General features: G+C 66.2%; 17 protein-coding genes and 1 tRNA gene. 9 read left to right on the top strand and 9 right to left on the bottom strand.

Annotated elements, in window-relative coordinates:
* Window positions 1-30 precede the first annotated feature (30 nt).
* The 5 genes from ACVJ6E_RS05470 to ACVJ6E_RS05450 form a co-directional block, all read right to left on the bottom strand.
* Window positions 31-852: an ABC transporter permease gene (locus ACVJ6E_RS05470; protein WP_120268564.1), complete on the bottom strand. Its 822-nt coding sequence runs from the start codon at window positions 850-852 to the stop codon at window positions 31-33.
* 52 nt (window positions 853-904) lie between these two features.
* Window positions 905-1,831 (bottom strand): ABC transporter permease subunit, encoded by a 927-nt coding sequence (locus ACVJ6E_RS05465; protein WP_120268565.1) that lies wholly within the window; start codon window positions 1,829-1,831, stop codon window positions 905-907.
* Between the two features lie 50 nt (window positions 1,832-1,881).
* Window positions 1,882-3,030: an ABC transporter ATP-binding protein gene (locus ACVJ6E_RS05460; protein WP_120268566.1), complete on the bottom strand. Its 1,149-nt coding sequence runs from the start codon at window positions 3,028-3,030 to the stop codon at window positions 1,882-1,884.
* Between the two features lie 66 nt (window positions 3,031-3,096).
* The gene (locus ACVJ6E_RS05455; RefSeq protein WP_120268567.1) at window positions 3,097-4,188 is read right to left on the bottom strand and encodes a polyamine ABC transporter substrate-binding protein; all 1,092 of its coding nucleotides are present in this window, start codon (window positions 4,186-4,188) and stop codon (window positions 3,097-3,099) included.
* Between the two features lie 222 nt (window positions 4,189-4,410).
* Complete coding sequence (locus tag ACVJ6E_RS05450) at window positions 4,411-5,802, bottom strand: glutamine synthetase family protein (RefSeq protein WP_120268568.1); 1,392 nt, start codon at window positions 5,800-5,802, stop codon at window positions 4,411-4,413.
* A 108-nt stretch (window positions 5,803-5,910) separates the two neighbouring features.
* Between ACVJ6E_RS05450 and ACVJ6E_RS05445 the strand changes: the two genes are divergently transcribed.
* The 4 genes from ACVJ6E_RS05445 to ACVJ6E_RS05430 all read left to right on the top strand — a co-directional run bounded on the left by ACVJ6E_RS05445 (window position 5,911) and on the right by ACVJ6E_RS05430 (window position 10,915).
* Entirely contained in the window at window positions 5,911-6,627 is a 717-nt protein-coding gene (locus ACVJ6E_RS05445; RefSeq protein ID WP_120268569.1) for a GntR family transcriptional regulator, read from the top strand.
* A gap of 110 nt (window positions 6,628-6,737) precedes the next feature.
* Window positions 6,738-8,135, top strand: a complete 1,398-nt coding sequence (locus ACVJ6E_RS05440) for a glutamine synthetase family protein (RefSeq protein WP_120268570.1) — start codon at window positions 6,738-6,740, stop codon at window positions 8,133-8,135.
* 55 nt (window positions 8,136-8,190) lie between these two features.
* Window positions 8,191-9,588 (top strand): aspartate aminotransferase family protein, encoded by a 1,398-nt coding sequence (locus ACVJ6E_RS05435; protein WP_120268571.1) that lies wholly within the window; start codon window positions 8,191-8,193, stop codon window positions 9,586-9,588.
* A 34-nt stretch (window positions 9,589-9,622) separates the two neighbouring features.
* Window positions 9,623-10,915 (top strand): NAD(P)/FAD-dependent oxidoreductase, encoded by a 1,293-nt coding sequence (locus ACVJ6E_RS05430; RefSeq protein ID WP_491676402.1) that lies wholly within the window; start codon window positions 9,623-9,625, stop codon window positions 10,913-10,915.
* Window positions 10,916-10,928: 13 nt separating this feature from the next.
* Here ACVJ6E_RS05430 and ACVJ6E_RS05425 read toward each other — a convergent pair whose 3' ends face one another.
* From ACVJ6E_RS05425 to ACVJ6E_RS05410, 4 genes are all read right to left on the bottom strand, one after another.
* Window positions 10,929-12,641: an ABC transporter permease gene (locus ACVJ6E_RS05425; RefSeq protein ID WP_245164963.1), complete on the bottom strand. Its 1,713-nt coding sequence runs from the start codon at window positions 12,639-12,641 to the stop codon at window positions 10,929-10,931.
* Between the two features lie 162 nt (window positions 12,642-12,803).
* On the bottom strand, window positions 12,804-13,856 hold the full coding sequence (locus tag ACVJ6E_RS05420) for a Fe(3+) ABC transporter substrate-binding protein (RefSeq protein WP_120268572.1): 1,053 nt from the start codon (window positions 13,854-13,856) through the stop codon (window positions 12,804-12,806).
* Between the two features lie 219 nt (window positions 13,857-14,075).
* Window positions 14,076-15,038 carry a threonine dehydratase gene (locus tag ACVJ6E_RS05415; protein WP_120268573.1) on the bottom strand — a complete coding sequence of 321 codons (963 nt, stop codon included), beginning with the start codon at window positions 15,036-15,038 and terminating at the stop codon, window positions 14,076-14,078.
* A 132-nt stretch (window positions 15,039-15,170) separates the two neighbouring features.
* Window positions 15,171-19,493, bottom strand: coding sequence for an ATP-binding protein (locus ACVJ6E_RS05410; RefSeq protein ID WP_208996683.1), 4,323 nt, complete (start codon window positions 19,491-19,493; stop codon window positions 15,171-15,173).
* Between the two features lie 417 nt (window positions 19,494-19,910).
* Between ACVJ6E_RS05410 and ACVJ6E_RS05405 the strand changes: the two genes are divergently transcribed.
* From ACVJ6E_RS05405 to ACVJ6E_RS05385, 5 genes are all read left to right on the top strand, one after another.
* Window positions 19,911-20,297, top strand: a complete 387-nt coding sequence (locus tag ACVJ6E_RS05405) for a phasin (RefSeq protein WP_371811352.1) — start codon at window positions 19,911-19,913, stop codon at window positions 20,295-20,297.
* Between the two features lie 245 nt (window positions 20,298-20,542).
* Entirely contained in the window at window positions 20,543-21,058 is a 516-nt protein-coding gene (locus tag ACVJ6E_RS05400; RefSeq protein ID WP_120268574.1) for a phasin, read from the top strand.
* A 181-nt stretch (window positions 21,059-21,239) separates the two neighbouring features.
* Window positions 21,240-21,316: transfer RNA gene (locus ACVJ6E_RS05395), tRNA-His, on the top strand.
* 99 nt (window positions 21,317-21,415) lie between these two features.
* The gene (locus tag ACVJ6E_RS05390) at window positions 21,416-21,556 is read left to right on the top strand and encodes a DUF6538 domain-containing protein (RefSeq protein WP_158592668.1); all 141 of its coding nucleotides are present in this window, start codon (window positions 21,416-21,418) and stop codon (window positions 21,554-21,556) included.
* Window positions 21,557-21,805: 249 nt separating this feature from the next.
* A complete protein-coding gene (locus ACVJ6E_RS05385; RefSeq protein ID WP_120268575.1) occupies window positions 21,806-24,562 on the top strand; it encodes a DNA methyltransferase in 2,757 nt (918 codons plus the stop codon).
* Window positions 24,563-24,585 lie beyond the last annotated feature (23 nt).

Genomic DNA, 24,585 nt, shown 5'->3' with positions numbered 1-24,585 from the left:
GGCGAAAACGGCTGGTGTTCTGATCCCAGGTCAGCCCTGCGCTTCGGCCCGCCGCATGTCCTGTGCGCGCCGCACCTCGCGCCGCTTGGTCAGCAGCGAGGTACAGACCACCACCACCGTCACCACACCGACCAGGATCGTGCAGACCGCGTTGATCTCCGGCGTCACGCCGAGGCGCACCTGCGAGTAGATTTTCATCGGCAGGGTCGTGGCTTCCGGACCGGTGGTGAAGCTGGCGATGACCAGGTCGTCGAGCGACAGGGTGAAGGCCAGCATCCAGCCGGCGACGACGCCCGGCAGGATGATCGGCAGGGTGATCGAGAAGAAGGTGCGCGCCGGCGGGCAGCCCAGGTCCTGCGCTGCTTCCTCCAGCGACCGGTCGAAGCCGGCAAGGCGCGACTGCACCACAACCGCCACGTAGCACATGGCAAAGGTCGTGTGCGCGATCATGATCGTCCAGAAGCCGCGGGCCTGGTCGATGGCGACGAAGAGCAGCAGCAGGGAGAGGCCCAGGATCACCTCCGGCATCACCAGCGGCGCGTAGACCATGCCGGAAAACAGGCTTCGGCCGACGAACCGGCCCGAGCGCACCAGCACCAGCGCGGCCAGCGTGCCCAGCACCGTGGCGATGGTCGCCGAGGCGAAGGCGACCCGCACGGTCACCCAGGCGGCATCGAGGAGCTGCTGGTTGCCGAGCAGCGTGCCGTACCATCTCGTCGAGAAGCCGCCCCACACGGTGACGAGCCGCGAGTCGTTGAACGAGTAGATCACCAGCAGCACGATCGGCAGGTACAGGAAGGAAAATCCCAGCACCAGCGAGGTGACGTTGAACCAGCTCGGCCCCTGTCTCATCGTGCCGTCCTTTCGCGCGTGCCGGCCGCGTCCGGGTCTGTCGGTCGGGTGCTCACAGGCCTTTCTCCGCGGCTTTCTGCTGCTGGTTCTGGAACAGCACGATCGGCACCACCAGGATGAGCAGGAGAATGACGGCAACCGCCGAGGAGACCGGCCAGTCGCGGTTGGTGAAGAACTCCATCCACAGCGTCTTGCCGATCATCAGGGTTTCCGAGCCGCCCAAAAGGTCCGGAATGACAAACTCGCCGACGGCCGGAATGAAGACCAGGAAACAGCCGGCGATGACGCCCGGGATCGCCAGCGGCACCGTGATCGTCCAGAAGCTGCGCCAGGGCGGGCAGCCGAGGTCCGCGGCCGCTTCCAGCAGGCTGGTATCCAGCTTTTCCAGGTTGGCGTAGAGCGGCAGCACCAGGAACGGCAGGTACGAGTAGACGATACCGATATAGACCGCGATGTTGGTGTTGAGGATCGTCAGCGGCTGGTCGATCAGCCCCAGCCACATGAGAAACTGGTTGAGCAGCCCTTCGTTCTTCAGGATGCCGATCCAGGCGTAGACGCGGATCAGGAAGCTGGTCCAGAACGGCAGGATCACCAGCATCAGCAGCGTCGTGCGCCACTCCTTCGGCGCGCGCGCCATGCCGTAGGCGATGGGAAAGCCGACCAGCAGCGTAATCAGCGTCGAAACGGCCGCGATCGAGACGCTGGAGAGGTAGGACTTCCAGTACAGGTCGTCCTGGGTCAGCCAGACATAGTTTCCGAACGACAGTCCGCCGAGCATCTTCATGAGCCCGTCCCAGCCGGCGGCCGGGTCGAAGGTCGGCATGTAGGGCGGGATCGCGACGGCGATCTCCGACAGCGAGATCTTGAAGACGATGAAGAACGGCGCCAGGAAGAAGAACAGCAGCCACGCATAGGGCACGGCGATCAGCAACCAGCCGCCGAGGCCGCGCCTGGGTCTCGTGCTCACCTGCTCGGGCATCGTGTCGTCTCCCCGTTGAGTCCGGCTGCCTCATGGCGCGCCGGACGGCGTCACTTCGTCAGAATGACCCCGGCATCCGCGTCCCAGGACAGCCAGACCTTGTCGTCCCAGCCGACCGGCCGCTCGACGACGCGCGAGCGGTTGGCGACGGTCGCCCGCACGGTCTGCTCGTTGGCGATATGGGTGTGGTAGATCGACACGTCGCCGAGATAGGCGATGTCCCAGACCTCGCCGGTCAGCGCGTTGATCTTGCTCGCCGGCTCGTCGAAGGAAATGCGCACCTTTTCGGGGCGGATCGCGAACCACACCGTCTCGCCGACCGCCGCGTCCAGCGGCTGCATCACCTCGATGTCGCAGCCGAACTCCACCGACTTCAGGCGGGAGCGCTCGCTGCCGCGCTCCATGATCTTGCATTCCATCAGGTTGATATCGCCGATGAAATCCGCCACGAAGCGCGAGTTCGGCAGCTCGTAGATTTCCGCCGGCGTGGCGATCTGGATGATCCGCCCGCGGTCCATGACGGCGATCCGGTCGGCCATGGTCATGGCCTCTTCCTGGTCGTGGGTAACGATAAGGAAGGTCATGCCGAGCTCGTATTGCAGGTCGGTGAGCTCGAACTGGGTCTCCTCGCGCAGCTTGCGGTCGAGGGCGCCGAGCGGCTCGTCGAGCAGCAGCACCTTGGGCTTCTTGGCGAGCGAACGGGCCAGCGCGACGCGCTGCCTCTGGCCGCCGGACAGCTGGTGCGGCTTGCGCCTGGCGAAATCCTGCAGCTTCACCAGCTTCAGCATTTCTTCCACGCGCGCGGCGATCTGGTCCTTCGGCATGCCCTCCTGCTTGAGGCCGAAGGCGACATTCGCCTCCACGCTCATGTGCGGGAACAGCGCGTAGGACTGGAACATCATGTTGACGGGGCGCTTGTAGGGCGGCACCCCGGCAAGGTTCTGCCCGTCGAGAAAGATCTCGCCCGCGTTCGGCGTCTCGAAGCCGGCGAGCATGCGCATCATTGTCGTCTTGCCGCAGCCGGAGCCGCCGAGCAGGGCGAAGAACTCGCGCTCGTAGATCTTGAGAGAAAGGTTGTCGACGGCGGTAAAGTCGCCGAAGGTCTTGGTAACGTTCCTGAATTCGATATACGGCTTCGCCTGCGGGTCGTCCCAGGGTGCGAATTCGCGGCGCACCGGCCCGATCGGTTTCTTTGCCAAGTCAGCCCCCTCGTCGACGGGAGGAAAGGGCCCGGCCGCCGGTCGGCGGCCGGACGAAGATCCGCCTTACTGGCCGGTCTTGACCCGGGTCCACTCGCGGGTGCGTGCCCGCATGGCCTGGGGCGACTTGGTGGTGGTGGTGAACAGCTTGTCGACGGTCTCCGCGCTCGGGTAGATCGCCGGATCGTCCAGCACTTCCTTGTCGACGAACTCCTGGCTCGCCTTGTTGCCGTTGGCGTAGAAGACGTAGTTGGTCGCCTTGGCGACGACTTCAGGCTTCATGATGAAGTTGAGGAAGGCATGGGCCTCCTCCACATGCGGCGCGTCGGCCGGGATCGCCATGTTGTCGAACCACATCATCGCACCCTCCTTGGGGATGACGTATTCGACCGTGACGCCGTTATTGGCCTCCGAGGCGCGGTCGCGCGCCTGCAGAACGTCGCCGGACCAGCCCACGGCCAGGCAGATGTCGCCATTGGCCAGCGCGTTGATGTATTCCGACGAGTGGAACTTCTGGATGTAGGGGCGGATCTTCATGAGAAGTTCGCCGGCCTTCTTGAAGTCTTCCGGATCGCCGCTGTCGGGGTCGAGCCCGAGATAGTTCAGCGCGGCCGGAAAGATCTCGTCGGCGGTGTCGAGCAGGTGCACGCCGCAATCGGCGAACTTGGAGATCACTTCCGGCTTGAAGATCATGTCCCAGCTGTCGAGCGGGGCGTCCGGCATGCGCTCCTTGATCTTGTCGACATTGTAGCCGAAGCCCGTGGTGCCCCACATGTAGTTGATGGCATGCTCGTTGCCCGGATCGAACTTCTCGATGCGGCTGGAGATCTCGGGCCACATGTTCTTCAGGTTCGGCAGCTTCGACTTGTCGAGCTTCTGGAACACGCCGGCCTGGATCTGGCGGCCGAGGAAGGTTCCGGTCGGCACGACGACGTCGTAGCCGGTGCCTCCGGCCAGCAGCTTGGTCTCCAGCATCTCGTTGCTGTCGAACACGTCGTAGACGACCTTGATGCCGGTCTCCTTGGTGAACTCCTCGAGTACCGACTCGTCGATATAGTCCGACCAGTTGTAGACGCGCACTTCGCGGTCCTGGGCGGATGCCGCGGTGGCGGCAAGCACGCCGAGCATTGCGACGCTGGTGAACAGCAGCTTCTTCATCAGTCCCTCCGTCTGGCCTGCGCCGGCGCGGCTCGCACCCCGGCCCCTGTCGTTTCCGGCTGCGGACGCTGGCGCCCGTTCCGGATCGTGTCTTTATGGTCGGCCGCGTGCGGCCCCTCTGCCCCGCAGCCTAGAAGCGATGCCGCCCGTCCTCAAGAGAGCATCCGTGCCAATCGCCACGAACTTCCCCAACGGACAGGCATTTCCCCAGCCGCGGCCGGATTACAGGTAAGTCTGTCGTTCCAGTGACGAAATCTCGCGTCCGAATGCGAAGAGTTCGTGACGCTTGATGTCGACCAGCACCTTGTGCATTTCCTCGCCGACCGCGTCCTTCATCCGCTGCGAGGCAGCGAAGGCGTCGATCGCCTCGTCCATCCACGGCGTCAGGCGCGGGGCGGTTTTCTCGTAGGCATTGCCGTCCACGGCCGGCGGCGGCGGCAACTCGCCGAGCACCCCCTGCATCATCCCCGCCAGCACCCCGCTCAGCACCAGGTATGGATTGGCGTCGGCACCGGCGATCCGGTGCTCGATCCGGGCCGAGGCCGGCGTTCCGGCCGGCACGCGCAAGGCGACCGAGCGGTTGTCGTAGCCCCAGCAGATCGAGGTCGGCGCATAGGAGCCCGGCTGCATGCGGCGGAAGCCGTTGAAGGTGGAGACGAACAGCAGATGCGCTTCCGGCATCGTGTCGAGCAGCCCGCGGATCGCGTAGCCGAGGCGCGTCTCGCCGGTCTCGGGATCGGCGAAGATGTTGCCCGTGCCGTCCTCCATCGAGACATGGACGTGCATGCCGTTGCCCGGCCACTCGACGAAGGGCTTGGCCATGAAGGAGGCCTTGAGATTGTGCTTGCGGGCGACGCCCGCGACCAGCCGGCGCAGCAGCACCGCATCGTCCGCGGCACGCAAGGGATCGCGCTGGTAGTGCAGGTTGAGCTCGAACTGCCCGGGCGCGGCTTCGGAGACGGCCGCGTCGGCCGGAATGTCCTGCGCATCGGCCGAGCGGCGGATCTCGTCGACCAGCGGCATCAATGCCTCGAGGTCGGACAGCGCATACATGTTCTGCCGCGCCGGGCCCAGATGGGTGGAGAAGACCGGCGTCGGCGCGCTGCTCCAGTCGCCGTCGTCCTTGTCCTCGAACAGGTAGAACTCGAGCTCGAAGGCGGCCGTCGCCGTCAGTCCATGCTCGCCCAGCCGGTTGGCCATGCGCGCCAGCACGTGGCGCGGATCGCACATGAAGGCGCTGCCGTCGCGGTCGTGCATCGACAGCAGTACCTGCGCCGTCGGGCGCTCGGCCCACGGCACGGCGCGCAGCGAGCCCGGCACCGGCCAGCACACGCCGTCCTTGTCGCCGGTCTCGATATGCATGCCGGTCTCTTCGACCTCGCGGCCCCACACATCGAGGCCGAACAGCGAGAAGGGCAGGGCGACGCCGCTTTCGAACACCTTGCGCAGCGCGCTGCCGGGCAGCCACTTGCCGCGCAGAACCCCGTTGCTGTCGGGCAGGATCACCTCCAGCGTGTCGAGGTCGGGATATTCCGCCTCGAAGCGGGCCACTTCTTCCTGCCAGTCGACGCCGCCGGCCGGGCGCTGCCAGGCCGTGCGATGGGTCTGCAACATCAGATCCTCCAGGGCGCGGATCTGTGGTCCGCGCGAATTGCCGTTTATGCAAAAATGTGATCACGTAGCGGCAAGGCTGTCAAGCAAGGCCGGGAGGGAACGAGGGAAATGGCTGACCGTAGCCGTCCGCAAAAGGCGCAGGACGCGCCGGAGACTGCCGATGCGCCGGCGCGCCATTCCCTGCGCGAGACGGTCGAGCAGGCGGTGCGCGAGGCGCTGCTGACCGGACGCTTCGTTCCCGGGCGCGCTGTCACGCTGCGCGGGCTGGCGCAGGAACTCAAGGTCAGCCCGATGCCGGTGCGCGAGGCGGTGCGGGCGCTGTCGGCCGGCCATGCGCTGGAGATTCGCTCCAATGGACGCATCCAGGTGCCGACCATGACCGCTCCGCGCCTTGCCGAGATCGTCAAGGCACGGGTGCTGCTGGAGCCGGAGCTCGCCCATGCCGCAGCGGCGCATCTGGGGCCTCGCGATGCGGCGCGGCTTGCCGCCATCGACGACCGTATCGACGCCAGCCTGGATGGCGGGGATGCCGAGACTTACATGCGCCTCAACCATTCCTTTCATTTCGCGATCTATCGTGCGGCAGGCTCGCAGGTGCTGCTTCCCCTGGTCGAAAGTCTGTGGTTGCAGTTCGCCCCGTTCATGCGCACCGTCTACGGGCGGGTGGGAACGTCGGCCCTCGTCGATCACCACAAGGAGGCGATCGACGCCGTGCGGGCCCGCGATGCTGCGGCACTGCGAGAGGCTGTGGCGGCGGACATCCGCTGCGGAATGGATCTGCTCGACACCGGGCTTCCCGATGGCGGGCCGTCGGTTGCCGAATGATCGCCGGCAATTGACTCGTTGAAAATGTGATCACAAAATGCAGCGTATGTGGTGAGGAGGCGGAAAGGTGTCCGCTGCCCCGCGTGCCCTGCGCCCGAAAGGCGAGACCCGTGAGCAAGAAGAAGAAATCCGCACCGAAGATTGCCAGCCGCCGGGGCGTCGAGAGCTTCGACGCGGCCCAGCTGTGGCTGTCCGAGCGCGGGATCGAGGACATCGAGTGCATCGTGCCCGACCTTGCCGGCGTGGCGCGCGGCAAGATGATGCCGACGGAGAAGTTCTTCTCCGGCCCGGTCATGACGATGCCCGCCTCGATCTTCGCCCAGACCATTTCCGGCGATTACCCGCCGGACGACGAGCGGTTCCAGCACAACACCACCGACGGCGACCTGTTCTTCCGCGCCGACTACTCGACGCTGACCGCCGTGCCCTGGGAAAGCGACCCGACCGCCCAACTGATCCACGACGCCTACACCCGCGAGGGCATTCCGGTGGAGACGGCGCCGCGCAACGTGCTCAAGCGCGTGCTGCAGCTCTATGAGGACGAGGGCTGGGCGCCGCTGGTCGCCCCGGAAATGGAGTTCTATCTGGTCCGCCCGAACACCGATCCGGACTATCCGCTGGAGCCGCCGACGGGCCGCTCGGGCCGGCCGGAGGTCGGTCGCCAGTCCTATTCGATTTCCGCGCTCAACGAGTTCGACGACCTGATCGACGACATCTACGACCTGTCGGAGGCGCAGGGTCTGGAGATCGACACCCTGATCCACGAGGAAGGCGCCGCGCAGATGGAGATCAATCTCCGGCACGGCCATCCGCTCGAGCTTGCCGATCAGGTGTTCCTGTTCAAGCGCACGATCCGCGAGGCGGCGCTGCGCCACGACATGTACGCGACCTTCATGGCCAAGCCGATGTCGAACCAGCCCGGCTCGTCCATGCACATCCACCAGTCGGTGATGGACGCGGACAAGGGTACCAACATCTTCTCGCGCGAGGACGGCGAGCCGACCAGCGAGTTTCTGTCCTTCATCGCCGGTCACCAGGCCTACCTGCCGGCGGTGACCTGTATCCTGGCGCCTTACGTGAACTCCTACCGCCGCTTCACCCGCGGCACCACGGCGCCGGTCAACGTGCACTGGGGCTACGACAACCGGACGGTGGGTCTGCGCGTGCCGAACTCCAAGCCCGGCGCCCGCCGGCTCGAGAACCGCGTTCCCTCGTCCGACGCCAATCCGTATCTGGCCATCGCCGCGTCGCTCGCCTGCGGCTATCTCGGCATCAAGCAGCGCCTGACGCCGGACGAGCCGCGCAGCGGCAACTTCAGCGAGGACATGCACGCCCTGCCGCGCGGCCTGCTGGAGGCGGTCGCGCTGTTCGGCGAGTGCGAGGAGCTGATCGACGTGTTCGGCGAGAAGTTCGTCGCCACCTACCGCGCCATCAAGCAGGAAGAATTCGAGACCTTCATGAAGGTCATCAGCCCATGGGAGCGGGAATACCTGCTGCTCAACGTCTGACGCGCGTCGGGCGGGGCAACGAGATCGACAACCAGAAAAACCGGGAGACGCCACCATGACCGGTGCCTCGAACCTGTACCCGACCTCCGACCTGCGCGCCCGCGACGCTGCGCATCATTTCCACCCCTTCACCGACACGGGGGCGCTGAACCGGGAGGGTGTGCGCGTCATCACCTCGGCCGAGGGCGTGTGGCTGACCGACAGCGACGGCAACCGCTATCTCGACGGCATGGCCGGCCTTTGGTGCTGCCAGGTCGGGCACGGCCGCGGCGAGATCGTCGACGCGGTCGAGAAGCAGATGCGCGAGCTCGACTATTACAACACCTTCTTCAAGACCAGCCATCCGCCGGTCATCGCCCTGTCGGAGCGTCTGGCGCAGCTTAGCCCGCCGCAGTTCAACCGCGTGTTCTTCACCTCCTCCGGCTCGGAGGCGAACGACACCGTGTTCCGCATGGTCCGCACCTATTGGGACCTGATGGGCAAGCCGGAGAAGAAGACGATCATCGGCCGCTGGAACGGCTATCACGGCTCCACGCTGGCCGGCACCAGCCTCGGCGGCATGACCGGCATGCATGCGCAGGGCGACCTGCCGGTGCCCGGCGTCCATCACATCCCCCAGCCCTACTGGTTCGGCGAGGGCGGCGAGATGTCGCCGGACGAGTTCGGCCTGTGGGCAGCGCGCGAGCTGGAGCGCGCCATCGACGTCCTCGGCGAGGGTAAGGTGGCGGCCTTCATCGCCGAGCCGATCCAGGGCGCGGGCGGGGTCATCATCCCGCCGGACAGCTACTGGCCGGAAGTCGCCCGCATCTGCCGCGAGCGCGACATTCTCTTGGTCGCCGACGAGGTGATCTGCGGCTTCGGGCGCCTGGGCAGCTGGTTCGGCTCGCAGCATTACGGTATCGAGCCGGACCTGATGCCGATCGCCAAGGGCCTGTCCTCCGGCTACCTGCCGATCGGCGGCGTGATGATCGCCGACCGGGTGGCGGACGCCTTCATCGAAAAGGGCGGCGAGTTCTACCACGGCTACACCTATTCCGGTCATCCGGCCTGCTGCGCGGCGGCGCTCGCCAATCTCGACATCATGGTGCGCGAGCGGCTGGTCGAGCGGGTGGCCGATGATATCGGGCCCTATCTGCAGCAGCGCTGGAAGGGCCTGGGCGACCATCCGCTGGTCGGCGAGGCGCGCATGGTCGGTCTCGTCGGCGCGCTGGAGCTGGTGCCGGCCAAGGGCGACCGCTCGCGCAAGTTCGCGCCGGTCGGCGAGGTCGGCACGCTCTGCCGCGACATCGCCTTCGGCAACGGGCTGGTCATGCGCGCGGTGCGCGACAGCATGATCATCTCGCCGCCTCTGGTGCTGACCCACGAGGAGGCGGATGAACTCGTCGCACGTGCCGCCCGCACGCTGGACGAGACCTATGCAGCCCTGAAGAAGGACGGCCGGCTCGCAGCCTGAGACGCGCCGCACACCAAACCGCGGGGAGGCGGACGTGACCGAAATCGCCCATGCCCATGCTCCGTCCTACTACGCGACCAGCGTAGAGGACCGTCCTGTCCGCCCGGCGCTGGCCGGCGCGCGGCAGGCGGACGTGGCCATCATCGGCGGCGGCTTCACCGGCCTCAACGCGGCGATCACCCTTGCCGAGGCGGGGCGCTCGGTCGTCCTGATCGAGCAGAACCGCATCGGCTGGGGCGCCAGCGGGCGCAATGGCGGCCAGCTGCATAGCGGCCAGCGGCGCGACCAGGCGCATCTGGAAAAGCAGTACGGCCTCGACACCGCCCGCCGGCTTTGGACCTTCGCCGAGGAGGCCAAGGCCTTGTTGCACGACCGGGTGCAGCGCTTCGGCATCGACTGCGACTGGACGGAAGGCCTGATCCACGCCGCCCACAAGGAGCGGTTCGTTGCCGAGGAATGGGACTATGCCGAGAAGCTCGCCCGCGACTACGGCTATGACGCGGTCACGCCGCTGGACCGGGCGCAGCTGGCGGCTGCCATCGGCACGAAGCAGTATTTCGGGGGCGTACGCGATGGCGGGGCCGGGCATCTGCACCCGTTGAAGCTGGCCCAGGGGCTCGCCGATGCGGCGGAAGCAGCCGGCGCCGTCCTGCACGAGGCGACCCATGCCGTGTCGTTGCGGCATGCGGGCGGGCGGGTTCTGGTCGAGACGGGGCAGGGCGAGATCGACGCCGGCAGCGTGCTTCTGGCCGGCAACGGTTATCTCGCCGGGCTCGACCGCGACAGCGAGGCCCGCGTCATGCCGATCAACAATTACATCCTGACCACCGAGCCGCTGTCGCGCGAGGCGGCCGATCACCTGATCCCCGGCCGCGAGGCGGTCTCCGACAGCCGTTTCGTCGTCTATTACTGGCGCCTGACCCGCGACTTGCGGCTGCTGTTCGGCGGCGGCGAGACGTACCGGCGCGGCTTTCCGCCGGACCTGCGCGCCTTCGTGCGCTCGCATCTGAGCAATGTCTATCCGCAGCTTGCCACCGCGCCCGTCTCCCATGCCTGGGGCGGCACGCTCGGCGTCACGACCTCGCGCATGCCGTGCCTGCGGCGCACGGCGCCGGGCGTCTATGTCGCGGCGGGCTTTTCCGGCCACGGCGTCGCGATGGCGGGCTTTTGCGGTCATGCGGCGGCCAGCGCCATGCTGGGCGATGCCGAGCGGTTCGACGTGTTCGAGAAGCTCTCGCCGCCGAAATTCCCGGGCGGCCGGGCGTTCCGCTGGCCGATCCTGGTGCTGGCGATGAGTTGGTTCGCCCTGCGCGACCGGCTCTGGTAGCCGGCCGGATCCGTCAAAGGCGCGTGCTGCCCTTGTCGCGGAAGCTGCGGGCGGAGGTGCGCGCCAGCAGGATCGACGGCAGCAGGCCGACCAGCACGATCAGCAGCGCCGGCAGGGCGCCTTCCCCGAAGGCCTCGCGCGAGGCGGCATTGTAGACCGTCGTCGCCAGCGTCTCGAAATTGAACGGGCGCAGCAGGATCGTGGCGGGGAGTTCCTTCATGCAGTCGACGAAGGCCAGCAGCAGCGCTGTCAGCAGCACAGGGCGCAGGATCGGCAGGTGTACCTGGAACAGGATCCGCCCGGAGCTGCGCCCCAGCGTGCGCGCCGCCATGTCGAGATGCGGCGTCACCTTGCCGAAGCCGCCCTCGATCTGGCCGTAGGAGACGGCCAGGAAGCGGACCATGTAGGCATAGACCAGTGCCGTGCCCGAGCCGATCAGCAGCAGCCCGGTGGAATAGCCGAAGGTCGATCGGGCGATGCCGTCGATGAAATTGTCGAACTTCGCCAGCGGGATCAGGATGCCGACGGCAAGCACCGTGCCGGGAATGGCATAGCCGATCGAGGCGATGCGGCCGAAGAGCTGCGTTGTCCGGCTGGCCTGGACGCGGTGGGCATAGGTCAGGACCACGCCGATCACCACGGTCAGCACGGCGGCGGAGACCGACAGGACCAGCGTGTTCTGCATCGCCGCGAGCAGGCGCGGGTCGAACAGGTCGTCGAGCCGGCGGCTGGCATAGTCGGCAAGCAGCGCGGCCGGGAAGACGAAGCCGATCAGGATCGGCAGCGCGCAGGCGGCGGTGGCAAGCCATGCCCGCGGCCCGCTCAGCCGGTAGCTCGGCAGCGTCTTGTAGCTGGCCGAGGGAGTGTGGAACCGCTGGCCCTTGCGGGCGCGCCGCTCCATCCAAAGCAGCGCGAAGACCAGCGCCAGCATGGCGCAGGCGATCTGCGCCGCACCGGCCAGGCTCGAGCGATGCACCCAGGTGTCGTAGACCGAGAAGCTGAGCGTATGGACGCCGAAAAAGGTCACCGCGCCGATGTCGTTGAGGCACTCCATCAGGGCGAGCGAGATGCCCACGACGATGGCCGGACGGGCAAGCGGCAGCGCCACACGGAAGAACAGGCGCATGGGGCCGGCGCCGAGCGTGCGCGACACGTCCAGCGTCGAGGCCGACTGCAGCAGCAGCGAGGCGCGCGTCGTCAGGTAGACATACGGGTAGAGCACGAAGCCCATCACGAAAATCGCGCCGCCGAGCGAGCGGATTTCCGGAAACCAGTACTCCCGCGAGGTGCGGAAGCCGAAGATCTCGCGGACGAGGCTCTGCACCGGCCCGGTGAAGGTGAGGATCTCCACATAGGTATAGGCGATGATGTAGGTCGGCACCGCCAGCGGCAGCAGGAGCGCCCAATCGAAGAGGGCGCGGCCTGGAAAACGGCACATGGTGACGAGCCAGGCGGTGCCCGTGCCCACCACCAGCGTGATCAGGCCGACGCCGAGCAGCAGCAGGAAGGTGGTCTGGAGCGAGCGTGGCAGCACCGTGCCGATCAGGTGGCTCCACACATCGCCTGTCGGCTGGGCGGCAAGAACGACGAGGGCGCCGATCGGCAGCAGCGTCAGACCGGCGACGATGAGGCCCGCGACGAGCCACAGCCGGTCGGCGAGGCTGCGCGAGGCGCGCGGTGCGACCGGGATCGCGGTCATGTCGTCGAGGCGGGCAGTGTCGCTCATGGGTGCATCTGACGGGGCTTGATCAGCGAAACCCGGCAGGTCGGGCCCGGATCTGGCTGGTCTGGGGGCCTTTTCCGGCATCGGCCGGAAACGGAGAACGGCGCCCGGTCGCAAGGACCGGGCGCCGCGGAGTTTCGAGGCAGCGCGTGAAAGGACGCGGCCTTAGCTCTGCGGACCGTCGTTGAAGCCGACCTTGTCGACCAGCTCGCTGGCGGTCTTGCGGTTCTTGGCGATCTCGTCGAGCGACAGGGTGTCCGGCTTGAACTCGCCCCACGAGGCGACCAGCTCGGAGATCTCGACGCCCGGCTTCACCGGGTACTCGTTGTTGGCCTCGGCGTAGATGTGCTGGGCCTCCTCGGAGGAGAGGAACTCGATCAGCTTGACGGCGGCTTCCGGGTTCGGAGCATGCTTGGCCATCACGACGCCGGAGATGTTCACGTGGGTGCCGCGGTCGTCGGTGTTCGGGAACAGGATCTTGACCGAGTTGGCCCAGTCCTTCTGCTCCGGCTCCTTCTCGTTGTTCAGCATCGCACCCATGTAATAGGTGTTGCCGAGCGAGATGTCGCATTCGCCGGCGAAGATCGCCTGGACCTGGCTGCGGTCGTTGCCGGTCGGCTTGCGGGCGAGGTTGTCGCGCACGTCGGCGAGCCACTTCTCGGCTTCCTCGGCGCCCTTGTTGGCGACGATCGAGGCAAACAGGGCGACGTTATAGACGTGCTGGCCGGAGCGGGTGCAGATCTTGCCCTTCCACTTCGGGTCGGCCAGCTCCTCATAGGTGATGCTGTCCTGCTCCACGCGCTCCTTGGAGGCGTAGACGATGCGCGCGCGGGTGGTCAGGCCGATCCAGTGGCCCTCCGGATCGCGGAACGCGGCCGGCACGTTCTCGTTCACGACCTCGGACGTCACCGGCTGCGTGATGCCGGCTTCCTTGGCGCCGTCGAGGCGGCCGATGTCGACCGTCAGCAGCACGTCGGCCGGCGAGTTCTCGCCCTCGGCCTGGATGCGCTCGGCAAGGCCGTCGGCGGCAAAGATCACGTTGGTCTTGATTCCGGTTTCCTTGGTGAAGGCCTCCAGCAGCGGCTCGATCAGGAACGGCTGGCGATAGGAATAGATGTTGACCTCACCCTCGGCAGCGGCCGGCGTGGCGATCGCGGCGGATGCGAGAAGCGCGGCGGACAGAAGGCCGGTGCGCAGAGCGGAAACCTTGTGGAACATGGAAATCTCCCAGCGATCAGGGGACAAGGCCCTGATGTCGGTTGCATTGGCCCGCAGGACTGCCGTTGCGGCAATTCCTCGTCAGGCGCTGGCATCCTATAAACAGGAGTTCTGGTGTCAAGAATAATCGCCTGCAAAATCAATAGTTTAGAATTATTCTAAGTTAAGGTGAGTGTGTTTGGCAAGTTTTCGCGGCTTGCGGGAAGCCGCGCTGATTTCTCACGCGGCAGGCGTGCCGCCGGCCAGGATCTCGGCCATCCAGGCGGTGTCGATATTCTGCCCGCTGAGCACGATGCCGGCGACCTCTCCGCGCCTTTGGTCCTGCAGCAGCGCGGCAAGGGCCGCTGCACCCGAGCCTTCCGCCACGGAGTGCGTGGTGCGGTAGAGCAGGCGCACGGCCTCGGCAATCGCCTCGTCGCTGACGCGCAGGATGTCGTCGACGCCGGCGCGAATGACCGCCAGCGCGGTCTCGTCCGGCCCGCGCACGGCCATGCCGTCGGCGAAGGTGACGGCGCTTGCCGTCTCCACCCGCTGGCCGCTTTCCAGCGACAGCGCATAGGCGTCGGCCTTGTCGGACACGACGCCGACGATGCGCGTGCGCCGCCCTAGCAGGTTGCGCGCCGAAATCATGCCGCAGATGCCCGAGCCGAGGCCGATCGGCACATAGACGACGTCGAGATCGTCGGCCGCCCGGAAGAACTCCATCGCGTAGGTGGCAACGCCGCGCACCAGATCGGGATGGAAGCTGGGCACCATCAGCAGGCCGCGCTCGTCCGCCAGCGCCATCGCATGCTGCTTGGCCTCGTCGAAATCGCCGCCGGCCTCGATCAGCTCGGCCCCGAAGGCGCGCATCGCGGCATTCTTCTCGGCCGAATTGCCGTGCGGGACGACGATGGTGCAGGCCAGCCCGTTGCGGGCCGAGGCGAAGGCAAGGCTCTGGCCGTGATTGCCGCGGGTGGCGGAGATGATGCCGGTGCCGGCGGGCGAGTTGCGCGCGATGCCGCTGGTGATCACCAGTCCGCCGCGCACCTTGAAGGCGCCGGTCGGCGTGTGGTTCTCGTGCTTGACCCAGACCTTCCGTCCCACCGCGTCCGCCAGCAGCGGCCAGGCATATTGCGGGGTCGGGCGCATCGACCGGTAGACGGTCTCGGCGGCATCCTCGATGGCGGCAAGCGTCAGCATGGCGGATCCGGAAAACGGTGGCGGGACCTGCAAAGCAGCTTCCCGTTTGGCGAGGCCGGTACAGTGGCGCGCCCGGAGGGGCGGGTCAATCCCCGCCCATCCCGCACGCAGAGCCTACGCGAAAGGCCCCGGTTACTCCGCCAGCACGCGCTGCGGCGGGAAAGTGACCTCCACCAGCGTGCCGTGATTGACCTCCGAGTCGATCCGGAAGCTCGCCCGGTTCGCCTCCACCAGCGCCTTGGTCAGCGGCAGGCCGAGCCCGGTGCCGCCGCCGTGGCGGGCGGTGTGCAGCTGGCGGAACGGCTCCATCGCCGCGGCCAGGTCCTGGTGGCTCATACCCATTCCGGTGTCGCGCACCCGCAGGATCACCTCGCCTGTGTCCTCCAGCGCCGTCGAGACGATCACCTGTCCACCCGGCTGGTTGAACTTGATGGCGTTGGACAGAAGGTTCAGCACGATCTGGCGCACCGAACGGCCGTCGGCGACGATCTTCGGCACCGAGGTCGGAAGGCTGGCGCGGATGATCACGCGCTCCCGGTTGGCCTGCGGCTGCATCAGGGCGACGCATTCGCGGATGATGTCGTTGGCCGACACCGCCTCGAAGGTCAGGTCCAGCTTGCCCGCCTCGATCTTCGACAGGTCGAGCAGGTCGTTGATCAGGCTCATGATATGCGAGCCGGAATTGTGGATGTCGCGCAGGTAGCCCTTGTAGCGGTCGTTGCCGACCGGGCCGAAGCGCTCCTCCATCATCACTTCCGAAAAGCCGATGATCGCGTTGAGCGGCGTGCGGATCTCGTGGCTGATCTTGGCCAGGAAGTCCGACTTCTGCGAGCTGGCGTTTTCCGCCTGCCGCTTGGCGTCGGTCAGTTCCTCCTCGGCCGTCTTCCACTGGGTGATGTCGCGCAGCACCGTGCAGAAGCGCGGCCCTTCCGAGCCGTGGCCGACCCGGCCGATGGTCATGAACAGCGGGATCAGCCCGCCGGAGCGCAGCTGGCCGATCACCTCGCGCCCGTCGTTCAGCACGCTGGCAACGCCGTTGCGGGCCAGTCCGTCCAGATAGTCGTTGGCGTCCCGATGGCTTTCCGGGGCCAGGAAGTCGGTCAGCGGCGCGCCGATCATGTTCTCGCGCGCCCCGTCGAACAGAGCCTCGGCCGAGCGGTTCACCTTCATGATGCGGCCGCCCTCGTCGAGGATCAGCACCCCGTCCGTCGCGGTTTCCAGCACCGCATCCATCTCGGCCAGGTGCTCTTCGGCCAGCGCCAGCGACGACTGGGCCTCGTGCAGGCGGTCGAGCGCGGCTTCCTGCGCCGGGTCGTGCCGGTCGAGCAGCGACATCATCAGCGCCGTGCCCTCCTTCCACGGGACCGTGTGCAGCCGCGCCTTCACCGGCTTCGTGCCGCCATCGGCGAGCCGGATGCGCATGGTCCGCTCGGTCATGGCGCCGGGCAGGGCGCTCGGCCAGTCCTCGGGCTCGGCAAAGACCGAGTCGAGCCCGCCGACGGATTTCAGCGTGTCGAGATCGGCATAGCCGAGCAGGTCGAGCAGCGTCGCATTGGCGTAGTCGACATCCTCGCCGGCAATGATCGCGACACCGACCGGCAGCTTGTCGAGCAGGCTGGTGCGCGCCGCGCGCGGTGCCGGGGCCTGCACGCGCGGGATGATGCCGAGGCTCGCAACGTTGGAGGCTTCGCGTCCGCCGACGATGCCGGCAGTGTCCGGCGTGGAGGCGGCGACCGGTCCCGGTGCGGCGGCTGCCGCGTCCTTTGCCGCATCCTTGGCGGGGTCATTGGTCGCAGGCGCCTGCGGGGCAGGGGCTGCGCTGCGGGTCGGCTCGGCAGGCGGTGCGGCCGGTTCCTCCGGCTCGTTGCGTGCGCCGAGCGCTTCGGCGATCTTGCGGAAGGCCTCGCGCTCGGGCTTGGACAGGCGCGATGTTTCGAGGCTGTCGTCGCGGCGCGCGGCAATGCCGTCCTCGCGGTCCGGGGTCCCGGTGCCCGACCGGGTGTCTGAACGGGTGTCCGGCGTGTGGACCGGTGCCTGCGGCTCGATCAGCGGCAGCAGGCCGGCTTCCACCGGAGCGGCCGTCTCATCGGCGGATTGGGCCTCGTCTTCGGCGGGAGCGGTCTCTTCTGCTCCAGTCTCGGTTTCAGCCCCAGCCTCAGTTTCAGCCTCAGCCGTAATCCCGGCTTCGGTCCCGAGTTCGCCCTGGGCTTCCGGTTCCACTTCGTCCTGCGCGAAGGTGGCCTCGCCCTCGGCAACCGGAAGGACCGGTTCCGCAGGGGCGGCCGGCGGCTCATCGGCCTGCACGTCATCGCCCTGCTGGTCGGGCGTCTCTTGCACGCTCGCTTCGTCGCTGCCGACCGGCGAGAAGGCCGCGTCGATCGTGTCCGCATCGTCCGCGGCGAGGATGTCGTCGATCTCCCGCGCGCCCGGCAGGTCCAGCAGATCGGCAACGTCGGCGGTCAGTTCCCGGGGGGCGGGCTCGGCCGCGTGCTCTTCCGGGTCCGAGGCCAGCATGGCTGCCGACACGGCGGCAAGATCGGTCGTGCTGTCTTCTGCCGGCGGCACGGCGTCGGCCGTCTCCGCCGTCTCCGTGACGGGGGGCGTCTCCGGTTCGTGCGTCTCGATGCCGCCGGTTTCGGCCTCGGCTTGCGCGTCCTCGCGCAGCGTCAGCGCAAGGCCGGTCGCCGCCGGATCCTGTGACGCCTCGCCGGTACGGCATACGCCGAACCCGCGGAAGCCCTCGAACACCCGTTGGCGGTCGAAGGCCGGCAGCGCCGCCATATCGACGGGCACGCGCAGGGCCGCACCGCTGACCGGCCAGTCGACGGTGCGTCCGCTCCAGGTGTCGCGGCGGCGCAGCGCGGCCGCAACCCGGCCGTCCTGATCGAGGTCGAACCTCTCGGCCACCTCTTCCCAGCTGAGCCCGACCACATCGGCGGCCTGCGGGCCGAGCGCCTCGGCAAACTCCGGCGAGATGAAGGTGAAGCGCCGGTCGATATCCATCTTCCAGGCAAAGCGCACCGGCCGCTCGCGCGCCTCGAAGGCGAAACCGGACGTGGCGCCGGCAGGCAGGGCGCCGGCAGGTAGGGCCTCGACAGGCGTTGTGGCCTCACCGTGTCCGGCGTCGATTTCGGTATCGGCGTCGGATTGCGGCTCGGCCTCCACATCAAGACGTGTCTTGTCCACTGTCTCGATGGCGGGCGCGGTCTCGTCATGAACAGGCATGTCTTCCTGGACGGGCGAGGGCGCCGCGATCTCGTCGGCCTCGCGTGTTTCGCCCGTGCCCTCCTCGTGCAGATCCGCCTCGTCCGCCTCCGGGGCGGTCTCGGCAAGGGCCGCGTCCGGCACTTCGTCGGCGATCACGACCGCCTCGGCCGCAGCGACCAGCGTTTCGGTCGTCTCGAGAACAGGGGCCTGCGACGCCGAGTCTCCGGTTTCGGCGGTGTCCGCATCGGCGCCGTCGCCATCTGCGGCAATCTCCTGCGACACGGGAGCAGGGGGGAGCGGTTCGCCCGCGTCTGCGGGTGGGATATCCGCAGGCTCGGCGCTTGCTGTCCGGCCCGCCGGGAGAAAGCGCGTGCCGCTGGCAAAGGCGAAAAGCCCGCCCCTGCTGAGGCGGCTGCGCGTCGGCGCTGCCGGCGCTTCGGTTTCTGTCTCGCTCTCGGTCACGGTTTCGGCGGGGACGGGCGCGGCGGCCTCGACAGGGCCGGCCTCGTCCGGCTGTTCCGCTGCCGTCGTCTCGTCGGCCGGCGTTGCGGCGTCGGCAATGTCCGGCGCGATCGCAGGTGCCGCGTCTTCGGCAAGCGGGCGGCCGCTGGCCTCGGCGACCATCAGCACCGCGCCGCTGTCCAGCGTCAGAACGGCCGTCTCGTGCAGCTCTTCGCCGAAAGCGAAGGCCCGGCGCAAGGGCGCATGCTTGGCCTGGCGCAGGGCGGCGCGCACGCTGTCGGCGTCGGGCAGATCCAGCTCGCCCGTGCCGCTGGTCAGCACGGTGCCGCTGCGCTGATACAGCACGGCGACATGATCCTCGCCGCCCAGGAAGTCGACAAGTGCGGCTTCCTCGCCATCGCCCGCATTGGCCGGGGCGTCGAGCGCGACGATCAACGCGCCGCTGGAGCCGTTCGGCAGGTCGAGCCGGCGGCAGGCGCAGGTCAGCAGCATCACCCGCAAGCCGCGATAGAAGCGCAGCCGGTCGATGGTGTCGCGCTCGGTCGAACCGCTGATCGCGACCCGCGCGATGTGCGGGCGCGCAGGCGCACGGCCGAGGCCCGAAAGCTCGGACAGGGCGGCAAGGGTGCCGACGCCGAAGAAGGCAGCGCCCGCCGGGTTCGCCCACAGCAGCGTCTTGCCGTCCTCGGCCCAGATCCAGGCCGGGCGTGCATCCGTCAAATGGCTGCTGGCGGCCGCCAGGCCGCTCAACGCCATGAAGGTGCTCAACTGGCTGTTCATGGGCATGCTCACTCCGCCATTGCAGCCTTGCCGGCATCCCGATCGCCGCGGCCGGTCCTCCTGACAGGGGAGGCGCCGGCAAGGTCCTGTTTCCTCAGGCCTTTGTCGACAGACACTCGAGAATACGCCGAGCTTTCAAAATCCGACGCGGTAAACAAACAGTAAATATCGTTTCGCATCCGAGTCGTCCACGTCAGCCACTGTAAATGGCCGGTTTCTCTTGAACTGTGGTTAATCCGGATGTGGGGCGGCGATATGACTTTGAAAGGTCCTATTCACGCCCGGGACTCCCATTCGGCCCGATTTCCTCTAGGATCGCATGTGTCGCGGGTACTGCGCGTCTCGCGTGCGGCGGCGCGCCGGGGCCTGACGGGCCCAAGGGTCGGGTCAGCGTAAATCAGATCAGCGTGAAGGAGAGGCATCGTGACGAAAAGCGGCAAGACAGGCTTTGAAATTCCCGAGCAGATGCGCGATTTCGCCGACCAGAGCGTCGATCAGGCCCGCAAGGCCTTCGACGAATACATGTCGGCGACGCGCAAGGCCGTGGGCAGCGCGGAAGAAACCGCCCAGACGGTGAAGGCCAGCGCCAATGATATGGGCCGCACTGCGCTCGAATACACCGAGGAACACGTCTCAGCCGCCTTCGATCTTGCCCAGAAGATGGTCCGGGCCAAGGATCCGCAGGAAATGATGCAGCTGCAGAGCGAGTATCTGAAGAAGCAGATGGAAGCCTTGGGCGAGCAGGTGCGCGAACTCGGCGACAAGGCCACCCGGACCGCACAGGACATGGCCCGCAAGACCAGGGACTGATCTCTCCTCGGCACGCTGCCGTTTTGGCGGCGGAAACGGCGGGTTTCGCGGCCCGGTTTCCCAGGGAGCGGCGGGACTGCCATGCAGATGGGCATTGTGCGTTGCAATATTTATGTTGCAACGCACAATGCCCTTTGCTATATGGAGGTCTGTAGATGGCGACCAGCGCATCTGGCGTTCCGGTCGCAGGCTTTCCCCGTAAGGCAGCCCGCCCAAGGGCCAGGGATCTGCCAAAGGAGCATACCATGACCGAGACCAAGACCGCTTCCGCTGCGCCGAAGGCGCCGCGTGCCAAGACCGCCAAGGCCGCTGACGCGACCGTTTCCGCTTTCCCGAACTTCGAGGCTTTCACCATGCCGAAGATGGAAATTCCCGCCGTGACCCGCGAGATGGCCGAGAAGAGCATCGAGCAGGCCCGTGAGGCCTATGCCAAGCTCAAGACCGCTGCCGAGGACGCGACCGACCTCATCGAGGACGGCTTCGAGACCACCCGCCGCAGCGTGCTCGACTTCAACCACAAGGCTGTCGACGCGGCCCGCGCCAACACCGACGCCACGTTCCAGTTCGTCAAGGACCTGTTCGAGGTCAAGACCCTGGCCGAGGTGATCGAGCTGCAGACCTCCTTCGCCCGCGCCCAGTTCGATGCGTTCGGCGCCCAGGCCAAGGACATGCAGGAGCTGTCCACCAAGCTGGCCGGCGAGATGAACGACACGTTCAAGGGTGCCGTCGAGAAGGCGTCCAAGGACTTCAAGGCGGCCTGATCGGCCTCCGGTCGATGACCGGAACAGACATCGAGCCCGGGCCGCAAGGCCCGGGCTCTTTGCGTCGCGACAGGGCGTTTGCCCGGTGCGATGCCAGCTTGTGGACGAGCAGTCGGAAAGGCGGTTTGCACCTCTTGCAATCACCGTCGTTTCAAACTAGGTTCCGCCACCGAATTGACGTGCAGACGTAGCTCAGTTGGTTAGAGCGTCGGATTGTGGCTCCGAAGGTCGTTGGTTCAACTCCAACCGTCTGTACCATTCGCCTTTTTCTCCCTTACAGCTCAATAATTTATTGAAATGCAAGACACACTTGCGGCCGCTGCTACAGGAAACTGCTACAGTGGAGGCCTCAAGAAGGTGTCCGGACATCCGCGTCTCTATCGCCGTGGAGCGGTCTATTATCACCGCGCCGTGGTTCCTGCCGACATCGTCGAATCGTATGGCAAGCGCGAGGAGCTGATCTCCCTGCGCACGAAGGATCGTGCCCAAGCGCGGTGAACTGCAGGAACCGAGGTGCCGAGCGCGCGCTCTTTCCTGTCTCTTTCCTTGGCGCTATCGTTTGATCGGAGCGGCATCTATCGGGAATAGTGTTTCGCCAGAACGGTTTGGCCGGTCGTGAGCGGGACGCGGGTGCCGGCCGGGCTGCTTTCGACCTGCACTCTGGCTGGACGTGTGATTTGCCCCGTGCGATGGACACGCTGCCGGAGTCTCACCGATAGTTCAGGCCATTGACCAGGGGATCAGATCTTGAACGCCGTTGAAATCGAGGAAGCCGTTTCGGCGCTGGCCGGACAGCCCTTTGACGCAGCCGAGTTCCCTTACGCCTTCCTGCAGGCCTTCGGGCGCAAGGAGACCGAGCTCAAGCGACTGCGCGCCGGTCATTCCAACAAGTCCGACCTCGGCGGCGTCCTGCAGCGCAACCACATCCACATCAAGACCTGTGCAGAAGGCGAGGTGAAGGCAACGCTCGACGCGTTGCGCGCCAGCCCGGCAACGGCCAAGGCCAAGGCGCGCTTCATCCTGGCGACCGATGGCGTGATGCTAGAGGCGGAGGAGCTTGGTTCGGACGAGGCCCCGATTGCCTGCGCCTATGCCGATTTTGCCGATCATTTCGGCTTCTTCCTGCCGCTGGCGGGCATCTCGACGGTCAAGCAGATCCGCGAGAGCGCCTTCGACATTCGCGCCACCGGGCGTCTCAACCGGCTCTATGTGGAGCTTTTGAAGGAGAACCCTGCCTGGGGCACGTCCGAGCGGCGCCACGACATGAACCATTTCATGGCGCGGCTGATCTTCTGCTTCTTCGCGGAGGACACGGACATCTTCAACGGAACGGGCCTGTTCACCGCAACGATCGAGCAGATGAGCGCCAGCGACTCATCGAACACGCACGAGGTGATCTCGGAAATCTTCCGCGCGATGGACATAGCTCCGGACAAGCGGGCCAGCGTCAGGTTGCCACGTTGGGCCGACACGTTCCCTTATGTGAACGGCCACCTGTTCTCGGGCTCCGTCGAGGTGCCGCGTTTCAGCCGCATCGCGCGGTCCTACCTGCTGCATATCGGCAATCTCGACTGGCGGCAGATCAATCCGGACATTTTCGGCTCGATGATCCAGGCGGTCGCCGATGACGAGGAGCGCGGCGCGCTCGGGATGCACTACACGTCGGTGCCCAACATTCTGAAGGTGCTGAACCCGCTGTTTCTTGATGATCTGCGCGAGAAGCTGGAGGAGGCAGGCGACAACGCGCGCAAGCTCCTCAACCTGCGGAACCGGATCGCGCGGATCCGGGTCTTCGACCCGGCCTGCGGCTCGGGCAATTTCCTTGTCATCGCCTACAAGCAGATGCGCGAGATCGAGGCGGAGATCAACCGCCGCCGGGGCGAGGCGGACCGCAAGACGGCGATCCCGCTGACCAATTTCCGCGGCATCGAGCTGCGCGACTTCTCCGCCGAAATCGCGCGCCTCGCCCTCATCATCGCCGAATATCAGTGCGACGTGCTCTACCGGGGCCAGAAGGAGGCGCTGGCCGCGTTCCTGCCGCTCAACGCGCAGAACTGGATCACCTGCGGCAATGCGCTCAGGCTCGACTGGCTCTCCATCTGCCCGCCGACGGGAACGGGCGTGAAGCACCACGCGGACGATCTGTTCCACTCCCCGCTCGATCAGGCGCAGATCGACTTCGAGAACGAAGGCGGCGAGACCTATATTTGCGGGAACCCGCCGTACTTGGGATCGAAATGGCAATCTGCAGAGCAAAAAGGAGATCTGGGCGGCATCTTCGCTGGCCGCGTAAAGGGGTGGAAGTCTCTCGACTACGTCGCGGGTTGGTTCATGAAAGCGGCAGATTATGGGCTGCATACACCGACTGTGACTGCTTTGGTGTCGACCAACTCAATCTGCCAAGGGCAACAAGTTTCGATCCTGTGGCCCATGCTGTTTGCTAGTGGTCAGCAAATAGTTTTCGCCCACACAAGTTTCAAATGGGCCAACCTCGCGACGCAAAACGCTGGTGTCACAGTCGTAATAGTGGGGATATCTAATCGACAAATTGCTCAAAGGAGGCTCTTTTCGCAAGAAAAGGGAGGTGAGCTTGAGGTGCGCGAAATCGAATACATCAACGCTTATCTCTCGTCTGCTCCGAATGTGATTGTTTCCGCAAGCTCGAAGCCGATTTCCGATCGCGCGATGATGCAATTCGGGAATCACCCATACTATGGAGCCGCACTTATTTTCCCGATGGACGAAGCGCGAGAGCTCTGCCGTGAATATCCCGAGGCGGCGGGCTTTGTGCGGCCTCTCTACGGCTCGAGAGAATTGATTGCGGCGGCACCGCGTGCATGTCTCTGGATTGACGAAGGACAGGTGGCTGATGCAGAGGCCATACAGCCAATTGCTGAGCGCATCAAAATTGTGGAGCAAGCTCGACTAGCAGCAGCGAATGACAAGACGGCTCAAAAACTTGCTGCGAGCCCCTACCGATTTAGGGAGCAGGAGACGGCGAGGGAGAGTATTCTTGTTGTTCCACGAGTTAGCTCTGAAAACAGGGCCGTTCTTCCTGTTGATTTGCTTACTTCTCGCAATATCGTGCAAGAGAAGGCTTTCGCTCTCTACGACGCTTCGCTCTGGAACATGGCACTGATCGCTTCTCGCCTTCATTGGGTCTGGATCGGCACGGTGTGCGTGCGTATGCGAACAGACTTCAGCTATTCCAACACGCTTGGTTGGAACACCTTCCCTGTGCCGAAGCTGACGGAGAAGAACAAGGAAGACCTAACGGCTTGCGCCGAGGACATCCTTCTGGTGCGCGAGGCGCATTTCCCGGCAACCATCGCCGATCTTTATGATCCCGAGGCGATGCCCGACGACCTGCGCGCCGCTCATGAGCGCAACGACGAGACGCTGGAGCGCATCTATATCGGCCGCCGCTTCCGCAACGACACGGAGCGGCTGGAGCATCTTTTCAAGCTCTACACCGAGATGACCAAGGCCAAGGGCGCGGCCTGATGAACAGGCCCGTCGGGCGGGCC

This window comes from Stappia sp. G46H5W (assembly GCF_058448995.1).
The sequence above is the reverse complement of the archived record's forward strand: the minus strand, read 5'-3'. Positions and strand labels throughout refer to the sequence as shown.

What these genes read in the sequence shown, in the direction of transcription:
- ACVJ6E_RS05470 (WP_120268564.1), bottom strand. Translation starts at nt 852, where the DNA reads ATGAGACAGGGGCCGAGCTGGTTCAACGTCACCTCGCTGGTGCTGGGA.
- ACVJ6E_RS05465 (WP_120268565.1), bottom strand. Translation starts at nt 1,831, where the DNA reads ATGCCCGAGCAGGTGAGCACGAGACCCAGGCGCGGCCTCGGCGGCTGG.
- ACVJ6E_RS05455 (WP_120268567.1), bottom strand. Translation starts at nt 4,188, where the DNA reads ATGAAGAAGCTGCTGTTCACCAGCGTCGCAATGCTCGGCGTGCTTGCC.
- ACVJ6E_RS05450 (WP_120268568.1), bottom strand. Translation starts at nt 5,802, where the DNA reads ATGTTGCAGACCCATCGCACGGCCTGGCAGCGCCCGGCCGGCGGCGTC.
- ACVJ6E_RS05445 (WP_120268569.1), top strand. Translation starts at nt 5,911, where the DNA reads ATGGCTGACCGTAGCCGTCCGCAAAAGGCGCAGGACGCGCCGGAGACT.
- ACVJ6E_RS05435 (WP_120268571.1), top strand. Translation starts at nt 8,191, where the DNA reads ATGACCGGTGCCTCGAACCTGTACCCGACCTCCGACCTGCGCGCCCGC.
- ACVJ6E_RS05425 (WP_245164963.1), bottom strand. Translation starts at nt 12,641, where the DNA reads ATGAGCGACACTGCCCGCCTCGACGACATGACCGCGATCCCGGTCGCA.
- ACVJ6E_RS05420 (WP_120268572.1), bottom strand. Translation starts at nt 13,856, where the DNA reads ATGTTCCACAAGGTTTCCGCTCTGCGCACCGGCCTTCTGTCCGCCGCG.
- ACVJ6E_RS05415 (WP_120268573.1), bottom strand. Translation starts at nt 15,038, where the DNA reads ATGCTGACGCTTGCCGCCATCGAGGATGCCGCCGAGACCGTCTACCGG.
- ACVJ6E_RS05410 (WP_208996683.1), bottom strand. Translation starts at nt 19,493, where the DNA reads ATGCCCATGAACAGCCAGTTGAGCACCTTCATGGCGTTGAGCGGCCTG.
- ACVJ6E_RS05400 (WP_120268574.1), top strand. Translation starts at nt 20,543, where the DNA reads ATGACCGAGACCAAGACCGCTTCCGCTGCGCCGAAGGCGCCGCGTGCC.